The organism is Breoghania sp. JC706 (genome assembly GCF_037026715.1).
Taxonomy (GTDB): Bacteria; Pseudomonadota; Alphaproteobacteria; order Rhizobiales; family Stappiaceae; genus Breoghania.
Genome location: NZ_JBANCG010000003.1, coordinates 1 through 13,022 on the forward strand (window position 1 = coordinate 1; position 13,022 = coordinate 13,022).

Annotated in this window: 8 protein-coding genes and 2 pseudogenes; 5 read left to right on the plus strand and 5 right to left on the minus strand. The window is 60.8% G+C overall.

Going from position 1 to position 13,022, the window contains the following annotated elements; all coding sequences use genetic code 11:
* Positions 1-188 precede the first annotated feature (188 nt).
* The 5 genes and pseudogenes from V2L18_RS06005 to V2L18_RS06025 all read right to left on the minus strand — a co-directional run bounded on the left by V2L18_RS06005 (position 189) and on the right by V2L18_RS06025 (position 4,439).
* A complete protein-coding gene (locus V2L18_RS06005; protein ID WP_336177024.1) occupies positions 189-365 on the minus strand; it encodes a hypothetical protein in 177 nt (58 codons plus the stop codon).
* 117 nt (positions 366-482) lie between these two features.
* Positions 483-1,139: pseudogene (locus V2L18_RS06010) on the minus strand (IS3 family transposase); the annotation flags it as partial.
* Positions 1,072-2,541 carry an MATE family efflux transporter gene (locus tag V2L18_RS06015; protein ID WP_336177026.1) on the minus strand — a complete coding sequence of 490 codons (1,470 nt, stop codon included), beginning with the start codon at positions 2,539-2,541 and terminating at the stop codon, positions 1,072-1,074. The pseudogene V2L18_RS06010 and the gene V2L18_RS06015, both read right to left, overlap by 68 nt.
* A 74-nt stretch (positions 2,542-2,615) precedes the next feature.
* The gene (locus V2L18_RS06020; protein ID WP_336177027.1) at positions 2,616-3,431 is read right to left on the minus strand and encodes an oxidoreductase; all 816 of its coding nucleotides are present in this window, start codon (positions 3,429-3,431) and stop codon (positions 2,616-2,618) included.
* Positions 3,432-3,833: 402 nt separating this feature from the next.
* Positions 3,834-4,439: a TetR/AcrR family transcriptional regulator gene (locus V2L18_RS06025; protein ID WP_336177029.1), complete on the minus strand. Its 606-nt coding sequence runs from the start codon at positions 4,437-4,439 to the stop codon at positions 3,834-3,836.
* 84 nt (positions 4,440-4,523) lie between these two features.
* Between V2L18_RS06025 and V2L18_RS06030 the strand changes: the two genes are divergently transcribed.
* The 5 genes and pseudogenes from V2L18_RS06030 to V2L18_RS06050 all read left to right on the plus strand — a co-directional run bounded on the left by V2L18_RS06030 (position 4,524) and on the right by V2L18_RS06050 (position 12,992).
* Positions 4,524-5,633 carry an efflux RND transporter periplasmic adaptor subunit gene (locus V2L18_RS06030; RefSeq protein WP_336177030.1) on the plus strand — a complete coding sequence of 370 codons (1,110 nt, stop codon included), beginning with the start codon at positions 4,524-4,526 and terminating at the stop codon, positions 5,631-5,633.
* Positions 5,633-8,695: pseudogene (locus V2L18_RS06035) on the plus strand (efflux RND transporter permease subunit); the annotation flags it as partial. The gene V2L18_RS06030 and the pseudogene V2L18_RS06035, both read left to right, overlap by 1 nt.
* A gap of 697 nt (positions 8,696-9,392) precedes the next feature.
* Positions 9,393-9,992 carry a DUF2285 domain-containing protein gene (locus V2L18_RS06040; protein ID WP_336177031.1) on the plus strand — a complete coding sequence of 200 codons (600 nt, stop codon included), beginning with the start codon at positions 9,393-9,395 and terminating at the stop codon, positions 9,990-9,992.
* Positions 9,993-10,055: 63 nt separating this feature from the next.
* Complete coding sequence (locus V2L18_RS06045) at positions 10,056-10,577, plus strand: thermonuclease family protein (RefSeq protein WP_336177032.1); 522 nt, start codon at positions 10,056-10,058, stop codon at positions 10,575-10,577.
* A 327-nt stretch (positions 10,578-10,904) separates the two neighbouring features.
* Positions 10,905-12,992 carry a ParB N-terminal domain-containing protein gene (locus V2L18_RS06050; RefSeq protein WP_336177033.1) on the plus strand — a complete coding sequence of 696 codons (2,088 nt, stop codon included), beginning with the start codon at positions 10,905-10,907 and terminating at the stop codon, positions 12,990-12,992.
* Positions 12,993-13,022 lie beyond the last annotated feature (30 nt).

Here is a 13,022-nt window from a genome sequence, read left to right on the forward strand (position 1 = left end):
CTTTTGTTATAACACCATAGAATGTGAGATATAACAATCACTTAGGCCGCCGAAAGGCGGCCTTTGCTGTTTTCTAGGTGCTTTCCGGCAGCCTCGACGTCGCTCCCGTCATAAGGATCCGCAAAAGTTCGGCGGTCCTGGATCTGACAAGCCATGCGGGTGGTCTCTATTCTTGACAGTTTGATCGATCACTCAGTCACCGCCCGGTTGCGGGCGATGACTTCATCATGGGTGAACTTGCCGCTCGCTGCCGTGGCTTCCTTGAGAACGCTGTCGCAATTGCCAGGCGCGCGCGTCCGGTTGGCCGATCGTAGCGCTGATTTTAATTCATCTGCCGTCAGTTTGACCTGCCACTGAACTTTCATCCAGCCGTAACCGGAGTCCTGTTGGTGTTTACGCCGATCGGCGCATGTTGAGCAAAGAGGTGGCCCCCATTGATTGGACAGTTTGGCGGCTTTGTTAAGCTGTTCCCGGTTTGATGATCATGCCGCCAGCGCCGTCTCCATCCCCCTGTCCGGGGCATGCCCCGGACAGGGGGATGGCGTGATCTGATGATAGGCCTCATCTGGCGTCTGTCCAGCCAGTGCCGAATGGGGCCGTCGCATGTTGTAATAGGTCATCCACCGGTTCAATCCCGCCCGGAGGTCCGATCCCGTTTCGAAGGCGTGGAGATAGACGCATTCGTATTTCACCGATCGCCAGAGCTTTTCGATGAACACATTGTCCATCCATCGGCCCCGGCCGTCCATGCTGATCTGGACCTTGGCGTCCAGAAGGACACCGGTGAACCGGGGGCTGGTAAACTGACTGCCCTGATCCGTGTTGAAAATCTCCGGTTTCCCAAAGCGGGTCAGGGCCTCTTCCAAGGCCTCGATATAGAAGTCCGCCTCCATGGTGTTGGATAGCCGCCAGGACAGGACTTTCCTGGTCGCCCAGTCCATGATCGTCACGAGGTACAGAAAACCCCGCCGCATTGGGATATAGGTGATGTCGGAGCACCAGACATGGTTGGGTCGGGTGATCTCCATGTCCTTCAACAGATAGGGATAGGTGGGATGGTCCGGAGGGGGATCACTGGTCCTCGGCTTCTGGTAAATGGCCGACAGCCCCATCTTCGCCATCAGGCGTGAAACCTGTTTGGGCGAGCGGCTTGTTTGCAGAGCGACGACCCCAAGAATTTAGTACGGCGGCGGCCGTGAGTGCGCCATAGACGACTGCCGCTAGGGCGACGATATGGAACAGAACCGAGAGGCTGGAACCGAACCAGTTAACCGCCGACCAGCCGAGGAAGGCCGCAATGATCATGCGCGCGGTACCTGCCAGGACGGGAAGCAGGACGTGTTTCGCTCCTTGGCTGGCAAAATAAAGCACCAAGCCCAATCCGACGGCGCCGTAAACCGGCGCGACATTCCGCAAATAGGTGGTACCCATCGCCAACACCTGAGGATCATCGCTGAACAGGCCGATCCAAATATGCGGGAAGACCAGGGCGGCGAGGCCGATGAGCTCAGTTACTCCAAAGGCAAGGATGGCTCCGATCCAGGCAATGTGGCGCGCCCGAACTATCTGCCCGGCCCCGATATTGATGCCGACCATGGTCACGACGGCGGTGCCGAGGCCGAAGAGAAGTGGAATCTGAATATAGTCGAGACGTGAGGCGATGCCGTATCCGGCGATGGCATCCGCGCCGAAGTGACCGACAGCGGCCGTCACGAAGATGACCGTAAGATTGACCTGAACCGCGCCGACCGCGGACAGGAAGCCTACGCCAAGGATTTCCTTGAATAGGTGCCCGCGGAGCGGAGTGATCTTGAGTCTCAGGGGACTGCGTGGTGATCGCAGATAGAATATAAAAGTAAGCGTGGCGACTACATAGTAGATGACTACCGCAGCCCCGCCCCCCGCGACACCGAGCCGTGGAAAGGGCCCCCAACCAAAGATCAGCACGGGAGACAAGGGGAGAAGGATCGCAGCGCTCGAGAGGACTACGAGCGCCGGCACGGTTACATTTCCAGCACCACGAAGGGCGGACGATAGCAAAGCCGTGATCCAGATTGGGATGGAGCCCGCGAACACGACACCTGAATAGATGAGCGCTGCCGTCAGCGTTGGCCCCGCTCCACCCATTGACCGATAGAGGATCGGGCTGCAAAGAATGGCTGCTGCCGTGAAGAGGAGCCCCAACGCGCAAGCGAGGACAATCGCATGCCAGACCATTCCATCGGCATCGGCATTGCGGCCGGCCCCGATAGCCCGCGCAACGGCTGAGGAAACGCCCCCGCCGATGCCACCGTTCGCCATCATCTGCATGAGCATCAGGATCGGGAATACCAATGTCACACCGGCGAGCGCATCCGTTCCAAGAAAACTGATGAAATAGGTCTCTGCCACCCCTACGAGCGTTTGGACAACGAGCACTATGATCGTCGGCAAGGCGAGACGAAGCATTGTTGGTATGATCGGCCCTGCGAGAATGCCGGGCAGGGCCCCGCGTACGGGTGTCGGGCCGATTGAGGCGGCCCGGCGGGAGACAGTGGTCATGGGGCTCTATCCTTCACAAGGCCAAATACCGACGAAGTCGTTTCCGAGGGAAGGACTACGACTTTGTGATTTGGTCAGGCCGGTAGCTGAAGCATCTTGCGAAGGCTCTTGTCGAAACCGGATTCAGGGACGAAGCGGCGCAGAATGCTGACTTTACGCGCCAGTTTTCCTGCCGGGTAGCGCAGTTTCGGTTTGGGATCTGTCGCTGCTTTCAGGATGGTTTCAGCAACGACTTCAGGTGCGTCGCCTTGCTTTATCGCTTCCGCCACAACACCGGTCATGCCCGCGCGCGCGGGCTCATAAGTCTCGAGCAATTGATCCGGCTTGACGAGATTTTCATCGAAAGCGGTGCGTGTGTAGGTCGGCTCGACAAGGGTGACGCGAATCCCGAGTGTGCGCAGCTCATGGTCAAGCGACTGGGAGTAACCTTCCACGGCATGTTTGGTTGCTCCATAGAGCGCGAAATAAGGAGCCGGAATGAAGCCATAGACCGAGCTCAGATTTATAATTCTGCCTTTCCCGTGGCGACGCATGACCGGCAACACCGCATTGGTCATACGGATAACGCCAAACACGTTGACGTCGAACAAGGCTCGAGCCTGCGCAAGCGAGGACTCCTCCGCACCGCCGAATAGGCCTACGCCGGCATTGTTGACTAGGAGGTCGATGCGTCCGGCCTCAGCCAGCACCTCCTCGACCAGCTTCGCCACGGACGTCTCATCGGTTACGTCGCAGGTCAACATAGCGACGCTGTCTGGTCCTGTGGACGCCGCGCGGCGGCTGGTCCCAAAGACGTGGTAACCCGCCGTCTGCAGAGCTTTGGCCGCAGCGTATCCGATACCGGAGGATGCTCCCGTCACAAGGGCGATGCCGAGATTGGTCTTTTTCATGGGGCTCACGTCTTTCTCTTGCTGGATTGTGTTTCGAAACAACGACGGCCGGTCGACGGCCACAGAACTCGGTGGATAGAACGAAAAAGATCACTGCCCAGGCGCTGGCACGTCGTTTCGGCGGTGAACGAACACGTCGGGGTCGTTGGAGATCGCGTTGTTTTCTCTATCAACCGGCTCTGGTTCGCGATGAAGTTGATCCTGTCGCCCGCGATCCGGACGTAGCCAGGAGTTCGACCTTGCCATTCTCCGGAGGAAGCAAAGCGATCGGCTGTATTTCCGCCATCAACGGGCGGCGAATGCTCCCGCCCCTAGCTTCGCAACAAGATCAAGCTCAGAAGTAGTCCGCAGATGCGGCGATCGACCCGGCGGGATTGCGAGCGCTCGTTGGCGAACTCATTGTCATTGGCGCAGTCCCTCATTTGCATCGTCCGACGGCGAGCACGCCAGGACACTTTCGGCAGCTGCCTGCAGGAACCGCCGCGACAGCCGTTCGTCGTTTACGGCGCGCGCGAGGAGCACCGCACCGACCATCGTCGAGAGAACAGTCATGGCCTTGCTGCCGGGCTCCTCGCTGTCGACCTCGTCAATCCAGCTGCCGAGCATCTCGAGATATTCCCTGATCCCGGCTTCGAATGACGCCTTCACGTCGGCGCCCTGCCGGGCTGCGTCGGAGCCGAGCGCAACGACCGGGCAACCGTCCATTCTTTCCGCGCAGTGCCCCATGCTGAGATAGAAGGCGACGATTGCGCCCAATGGGTCTTGCGGACTATCCGCGGCTGCAGCCAGCCATCGATGAAGGGCACTCTCCAATGCCCGCCGGGATGCGTGCGCCACCAGATCATTTTTCGATGCGAACTGCTTGTAGAACGCGCCCTGGGTCAGCCCGGCCCCTTCCATCAAGTCCTTGAGGCCAATGCCGTCAAAGCCGCGTTCCCGAAAAAGGCGACTTGCCACGTCGATCACGGCTTGGCGGTTCTCCTCGGCTTTAATGCGGCTCACGCGCATGGCTGATCTCCTTTTGGATTGCGTTCGTAATCTATATAGGCTATATAGAGGTCGAACGCAATCTATTTTGGACGAGGCTTTGGCATGAAAAAGAGACGCGTCGTTGTGCTGGGCGGCCTCCTGATCGCGGTGTCGGGGGCTGCTGCACTCGCCATATTTTCCATTTCCGCAAAGGAAGCGGCCGTGGCAAACGACCCAAGACTTGAGCCGTCGCTCGTCAAGCTGGTAAGCGCAATGCGGGTGACCGGATCCGAACGCAGCTTCACGGGCGTTGTCGGAGCAAGGGTTCAGAGCAATCTCGGCTTTCGTGTTCCTGGCAAGATCATGGAAAGGCTTGTGGATGTCGGACAGGAGGTCAATGCTGACCAGCCGCTGATGCGGATTGATGCGACCGACCTTCGGCTTGCGCTCACGGCGAAGCACAATGCCGTTGTCGCAGCGCGGGCTCAGGTCGTTCAGTTGGAACCTGATGAACGCAGATACGCCAGGTTGCTCCATGACGGCTGGGTTCCCAAACAACGCTGGGAGCAGGCGAAGGCGGCATTGGATACCGCCAAGGCGCAGCTCGCCGCCGCCGAGGCCGATGCGAGGGTCGCCGAGAACGAGGCGACCTACGCCGTCCTGGTGGCTGATGCGGACGGAACGGTGGTCGAGACGCTTGGTGAGCCGGGACAGGTCGTCTCCGCCGGCCAGACGGTGGTGCGGATCGCCCAGGCTGGCCCCCGCGAAGCGGTGGTCGCACTTCCTGAGACGATCCGGCCGGCGATTGGTTCGGTGGCTGAGGCCAGTGTGTATGGGGGAGGTGAGCATCGCTATATGGCGCATCTCCGGCAACTCTCGGACTCTGCCGATCCGCAGACCCGGACCTATGAGGCCCGCTACGTTCTCGACGGCGAGGCCGCGTCGGCTCCACTTGGAGCTACGGTGACCGTTCGGCTTGCCCGCCAGGCCAAACAGCCGGAAGTCCAGGTGCCGCTGGGTGCCGTGCTCGATGACGGCGAGAAGACCGGCGTCTGGGTCTGGAACAGCACCACCTCAACCGTGCACTTTAAACCTGTCAAACTGGTTCGCCTGAGCGGCGAAGCCGCTGTGATCTCTGGGCTGAGTTCGGGTGATCCGGTTGTTTCGCTCGGCGCTCATCTCCTGCAGGAAGGCGCTCGCGTGAGAACTGCGTCTGAAAGCGGCGGTAACTGATGAACCTCAATCTTTCTGCGATCGCAGTTCGAGAACGAGCTGTCACCCTGTTCTTCATCCTCCTGCTGGTGGCAGCTGGAGCTTACGCCTTCATCATGCTTGGACGGGCGGAGGACCCCAATTTCACCATCAAGACGCTGACGATCACGACGGCGTGGCCGGGTGCTACGGCGCGCGAGATGCAAGACCTTGTCGCCGAACCGCTAGAGAAACGGCTTCAGGAGTTGACTTGGTACGACCGGGTGGAGACAACCACACGGCCGGGTTATGCGTATATGACTGTTACGCTGAAGGACAGCACCCCGCCATCGGTCGTGCAAGAGGAGTTCTACCAAGCCCGCAAGAAGCTTGGAGACGAAGCACGTAACTTGCCGTCGGGCGTCTTCGGCCCCTTCGTCAATGACGAATACTCGGACGTCAGCTTCGCCCTTTACGCGCTCAAGGCGGAGGGCATGCCGATGCGTGAGTTGGTCCGGCAGGCAGAGGTGATCCGCCAGGACCTCCTGCACGTACCCGGTGTCAAGAAGATCAACATTCTCGGTGAACGTCCCGAGCAGATATTCGTCGAGTTCTCCTACGCCAGGCTGGCGACCCTCGGCGTGTCTGCGCAGGATATTTTCGCGGCCTTGCAGCGGCAAAACACCGTTACACCAGCCGGCTCGATCGATACCAGGGGACCGAGGGTCTTCATTCGAGTCGACGGCGCTTATGACAGCGTTCAGGCAATCGCCGATACGCCGATTGCTGCTCAGGGGCGGACGCTGAAACTTTCCGACATCGCCGAGGTGCGCCGCGGCTATGAAGACCCTCCCACCTACCTTATCCGCCGTCAGGGCGAGCCCACCATCATGCTCGCTGCAGTGATGCAGGAGGGCTGGGACGGTCTTGCACTTGGTAAGGCGCTGGAGGACAGGACGGCGGCCATTGCACGGACGTTGCCGCTCGGGATGACGCTCGACAAGGTGACCGACCAAGCTGTCAACATCACCTCGGCGGTCGATGAATTCATGATGAAATTCGCGATGGCGCTCGGCGTCGTGCTGCTGATCGCCCTAATTAGCATGGGCTGGCGTGTCGGCATCGTCGTGGCGGCCGCCGTCCCGCTGACGCTTGCAGTCGTGTTCCTCATTATGCTGGAGACCGGCCGGTTCTTCGACCGCATCACGCTCGGCGCTCTCATCCTGGCGCTCGGCCTGCTCGTGGACGACGCCATCATCGCCATTGAGGTGATGGTGGTGAAGATGGAAGAGGGCATGGACCGCATCAAGGCGGCGGCCTATGCGTGGAGCCATACCGCCGCGCCGATGCTGTCGGGTACGCTCGTGACGATCGCCGGCTTCCTGCCGGTGGGGTTCGCACGCTCGACTGCCGGCGAATACGCTGGCAACATCTTCTGGGTGGTGGGCTTCGCCCTCATCGTCTCCTGGCTTGTCGCCGTGATCTTCACGCCCTACCTGGGTGTCAAGATGCTGCCCGCGATCGAGCCGGTTGAGGGTGGTCACCAAGCTATCTACGATACGCCGAACTATCGGCGCCTGCGAAGGCTCATCGTCTTCGCCGTGCGTCACAAGTTCCTGACCTGCGCCATCGTGGGGATCGCCTTCGCGCTCGCTGTCGTCGGCATGAGCGGCGTCAAACAGCAGTTCTTCCCGACATCCGACCGTCCTGAAGTGCTGGTCGAGGTCCGGCTGCCGGAAGGCACCAGCATTGAGACGACCACCGCCACGGTCGAGAAACTCGAACATTGGCTGGAAGGTCAGCCCGAGGCCGAGATCGTCACGAGCTACGTTGGTCAGGGTGCCCCCCGCTTCTTCTTCGCAATGGCGCCGGAACTGCCTGATCCTGCCTTTGCCAAGATTGTCGTCTTGACCCCGGATGCCGAGGCGCGCGAGGCGTTGAAGCACCGGCTCCGGGAGGCGGTAGCACAGGGACTCACGCCTGAAGCTTACGTGCGCGTCGCGCAGCTTGTGTTTGGTCCATATACGCCGTTTCCGGTCGAATTCCGGATCATGGGGCCCGATCCCGAGCAACTCTACGGCATTTCCGAAAGGGCTCTCGACATCATGCGGGGCGTTCCGGACGTGCGCCAAGCCAACCGTGACTGGGGTAATCGCACGCCTGTACTTCGCTTCGTCCCCGATCAGGATCGCCTCAATCTCATTGGTCTCTCACAGGCGGAGGTGAGTCAGCAACTCCAGTTCCTCCTTACCGGTATTCCAGTTACTCAGGTCCGTGAGGACATTCGCAATGTTCCCGTCGTGGCGCGTAGCGCCGGTGGAGAACGGTTGGATCCGACGCGTCTGGCGGATTTCTCCCTTATGAGCCGGGATGGTCGCTCGATTCCGCTCGATCAGATTGGCCATTCTGAAATCCGTCTGGAAGAGCCGATCCTGAAACGCCGCGATCGAACGCCCGTCATCACGATCCGCTCGGATATCAACGAGGCGACCCAGCCGCCGGAGGTTTCCAAGGAGATCATGAAGGCACTTCAGCCGCTGATCGCGTCCCTTCCGGCCGGCTATCGCATCGAAACGGGTGGATCGATCGAGGAGGCCAGCAAGGCTAATACAGCGTTGGCACAGGTTTTCCCGGCCATGATCGCCGCCACGCTGATCGTCATCATGCTTCAGGTGCGGTCCTTCTCAATGATGGCCATGGTGATGTTGACGGCGCCGCTCGGTCTCGTCGGTGTCGTACCGGCGCTACTCATCTTCAACCAACCCTTTGGGTTCAACGCGATCCTGGGTCTGATCGGACTGGCAGGCATCCTGATGCGCAACACGCTCATCCTGACCGAGCAGATCAAGGAGAATCGGGCGGCTGGATTTGACGACTACCACGCCGTCATCGAGGCCACGGTGCAACGCACGAGGCCTGTGATCCTGACCGCACTTGCTGCCGTGCTTGCCTTCATCCCCCTCACGCACTCCGTTTTCTGGGGATCAATGGCCTATACCCTCATTGGTGGTACGGCGGCCGGAACCGTGTTGATTCTGTTGTTCCTTCCGGCACTCTATGCCACGTGGTTCCGGATTAAGCCAACCGTGAATGACATCCATGAGGGCTCGATGAATGAGCCGGAATTGCTGACGGCTGCTGCTGCCGGTCATGTTTCTATCGCCGGAAGAGATGGTTCAACTTCCCGCTCGCTGATGTCGCCCGAAGATCCGAAGCACAAGATGAATGACCCCAACGTTTATCGTTGAAGTCCATGCCGCCAAATTCGGTATGACCTATTCGATCAATCGCAAGGACTGGCATTGCGAACCAATGTCATGAAGAAAGAATAAAACGCTGTGAATTACATGGGATTATCGATGATTTTCGGTGAGAGGAAAGAAAAAACATAGGACGGAAGACCTTGATCACTTTAGGAGTCTTCCTGCAGATGATGTTGATTTGACGCAAGGTTGCTCGTTCCGTGCGCCGCGCTACGGTCCATTAAATGGCCACGCCGCGATTGTTGCGGCCAGATGGTCTCGCGGGAGGAGGAAAGCTCCATGTCCAAGGAGAAAACCGTCCCCGACATAGCTCCACGTGCCGGTCGACTCAATCCCGACAGTTACAGATCTTTAGGTGATCTGGATCGGGCCGGCTGGGCCTGGGAGTGGCTCAAACGTAATCCCGATTTCGCCACGGCCGCCGGTTGGCTTCCTCAGTTGCCGCCGCCAGGTCTTCCCTCCACTACCGAGCGTCGGCTGAAGGCCGCTCAACCTCGAATCCTCTGTATCCAAAATTCGGGGCCGTTCGAACGATGGGGTGTTCTCTTTCTCCACTGGCATTGCTCTGTCGGCTGCGGATGTCTTTTGGCTACCCGACCGCAATCCGTCTGTGCTCATCGTGGAAGCGCGGCCAATTGCACCCGGTCACGCCGACGCCTTCGACATTCGACGCCTTGCGTCAATGGCGACCGTGTTGTGTTGTGGCGGATTCGAGCACGTGCTTTTCAGCGATGGCTTGCGCCATCTCCAACTGATGGTAACGGCAGGCAGTGTTCTCGACGGCCCTGTGTGCTTCCGCTACTTGCTGTCGGGGCGCCAACAGATGGAGGCAAAGGTCCTGGCGCTGCAGCGGTTGTGTGGGCTTTGCCGCCTCGGCCGTCTACCGCGTGGCCTCTTTCCGCCGGAGCAGCGGGCTAGGCGGTGGGCAATGATGCTGCGCGCCTGGGACGGAGAAATGGCGGGCGCGAGCCGGCGGCAGATGGCGGCCACGATTTTCGGGGAGACAGCGGCGCAGGAGCTCTGGGAGTCCGGTTATCGCTCCCGCATGCAACGGCTTGTTCGCGAGGCAGAGCAGATGGTCAGCGGCGGCTACCTGGGACTTCTGGAGCGGTCAACGGAGGGAAAGGGAGGCTTCTGACGGGTGAAGGGTTGGAGCCGGCAAGAGAATTCCGACTCCCCCGCAGCCAGTGAGGAGACTTTCATGTTCCAGTTCGTTCGTCTGGCCGCCGTCATCGGCATTGTATTTTTCGCCTGCCTGTCCTTCTGGCCCGCGCTCGACGCAGAGCATTCCGGCCCGGTCAATGTGATCGACGCCGACACAATCGAAGTGGGCGGTGAGAAGCACCGCTTCTACGGCATTGATGCTGTAGAGATCGACCAGCGTTGCCGTCGTTGTGATAGCGCGGAATGGCCTTGCGGCAGAGAGGCTGCTGCTGCGCTCACCAAATTCCTGGAAGGCCGAAAAGTCAATTGCGAAGTCTGGCAGGGAACGACGCGCGATGCCCATGGCCGGTTCGTGTCTGTTTGCTACGCCGATGCCGACGATATCAATAGCTGGGTAGCGAAGAACGGCTGGGCGGTTGTCGATCGCGAAGCCAATCGTCTCTATAACTACACAAGCGACGAGGGCTCGGCCCGGTTTCTGCGTCGCGGCATCTGGGACGGAACCTTCGATCCATCTGCCGAATGGCGGCGTCAGCAGCAGGTGGGAAGGCGGCCGTGAATACTCTGTTTCCCCCGTCGGCCGGCGCATCCCCTATCAGGCTGCGAACGTTTTCGGTCAGCGCCAGCGTCCAATCCGTCGTCCTTGCGCTGATAGCCGCCTAAGGTGAAATCAGCCCGATGCTCGACGTCACATCTTCGCTGTTGGCGCCGAACCGGAACCTGAGCCATGAGATGCGTTCTCCTACGCTCAATTGGTTGCGGTCGCGCGCGCCTTCGCAACCTGGAGGAAGCGGCGGGGGCCTGAGAGGGAGAGGGAAGCGGGTGTCTTCGTGACGAGCTTGGTTGGGGAAAGACGGCTTTCTCCGGCTCGTCACGGAGAACCGACATGGCAAACCCCAGAAAAATCTCCCTCTCCCAGTCCCGGGACATTTCGTTCGACAAACTGGTGCTGTCGAGCCGCAACGTCCGGCGGGTGCGGGCTGGCGTATCGATCGAGGAACTGGCCGAGGACATCGTCCGGCGCACGCTGTTGCAATCCCTGAGCGTGCGGGCGGTGATCGGCGAGGACGGTCAGCCCACCGACAAATATGAGGTGCAGGCCGGCGGACGCCGCTACCGGGCGCTGGAGCTGCTGGTCAAGCAGAAGCGGCTGGCGAAGAATGCCCCGATCCCCTGCGTCGTGCGGGAGGACGGTATTCTGGAGGAGGATTCGCTGGCCGAAAACTGCCAGCGCGTATCGCTCCACCCGTTGGATCAATTCCGCGCCTTCCAGTCGCTCAAGGAGCAGGGCCTCGGCGAGGAAGAGATCGCCGCCCGCTTCTTTGTGACGCCGCAGATCGTCCGGCAGCGGCTGAAGCTGGCCAGCGTGTCGCCTAGGCTGCTGGAAGTCTATGCCGATGACGAGATGTCGTTGGAACAGCTCATGAGCTTCACGATTTCCGACGACCATGCCCGGCAGGAACAGGTCTGGGAGACCGTGCAGCGCGGCTACAACAAGGAGCCTTATTACATCCGCAAGCTGCTGACCGAGAACACGGTGCTGGCCTCAGACAAGCGCGCTCGCTTCGTCGGGCTCGCCGCCTATGAGGAAGCCGGCGGCATCGTGCTGCGCGACCTGTTCTCGCAGAATGACGAAGGCTGGCTGCAGGATGTGGCGTTGCTGGAGCAGCTTGTCACCGAGAAGCTCGTGGCCGAGGCCGAGTTGATCAAGGCCGAAGGCTGGAAGTGGATCGAGGTCGCTCCGGACTTCCCCTATGGTCACACCGCCGGCCTGCGTCGCGTCATGGGCGAAATGGAGCCGTTGTCCGACGAAGAGCATGCCCGCCGCGAAGCCCTGCGGTCGGAGTTCGAAGAAATCGAGCAGCGCTATTTCCAGGAAAGCGACGAGGATCTGCCCGAGGAGATCGACCGGCGTCTCGCCGAGATCGAGGCGGAGCTCGACGCCTTCGAGGAGCGGCCGGTCCGCTACGACCCCGAAGAGGTGGCGCGCGGCGGCTCCTTCGTCTCCATCGACAGCGACGGCCGGCTGAAGGTCGAGCGCGGCTATGTCCGGCCCGAGGATGAGGCGCCGGTCGCGGACGACGGGGGTGATGCTGGCGAAGCAAGAGGCAATGTCGATGCAGCATCACCAAATTCCGTCGAAGGCGCGCATTTCGCATCCAGTCAGAATCCGACGAACACGAGTTCCTCCGACGCCGACGCGGATGGTGAGGAAGACGGCCTGAAGCCGTTGTCCGAGCGCCTGGTCATGGAACTGACAGCGCACCGGACGCTCGCCCTGCGCGATGCATTGGCGGGCGATCCAGACATCGCCTTCCTCGCCGCGCTCCATGCCCTCGTGCTTCAGACCTTCTGGCGTTATCCGACCGTGAGTTGCCTGGAGATTCGCGCCGAAAGCCCGACGCCGACCGTTCAGGGGCCGGGACTGAAGGAATGCCCGTCGGCGAAGGCCATCGACGAGCGGCACGCGAATTGGGAGAAGCAGCTTCCTGACGAGCCGGAGCTGCTCTGGGAGTTCCTTTGCGATTTCGACCATGACAGCCGCATGGCGCTCTTCGCCCATTGCGTTTCGCTCACCGTCAACGCGATGCATGAGTCATGGAACCGGACCCAGGGACGCCGGCGTCACGCCGACCAGGTCGCCTGCGCGGTTTCACTCGACATGACTGCCGCCGGGTGGAAGCCGATGGCGGAGAACTACCTCAATCGCGTGCCGAAGGCCCGTATCCTCGAGGCGGTCACCGAGGCCAAGGGCGCCGGTATGGCGGAACTGATCGAAGGGCTGAAGAAGTCCGACATGGCCGAGCAGGCCGAGCGGCTTCTGGCCGATACCGGCTGGCTGCCCGAGCCGCTGCGCACGCCCGGCGTCGAGACAGCTTCGCATGCCGGTGAAGGCGCTGGGGCCGAGCCGGACGATCAGGCCCAGGGAGGGCCGGCTGCCGATCTGCCGGAGTTCCTCACCGCCGCTGAGTGATCGCTCCGGCTGTTCCCGTCCATCCCATCC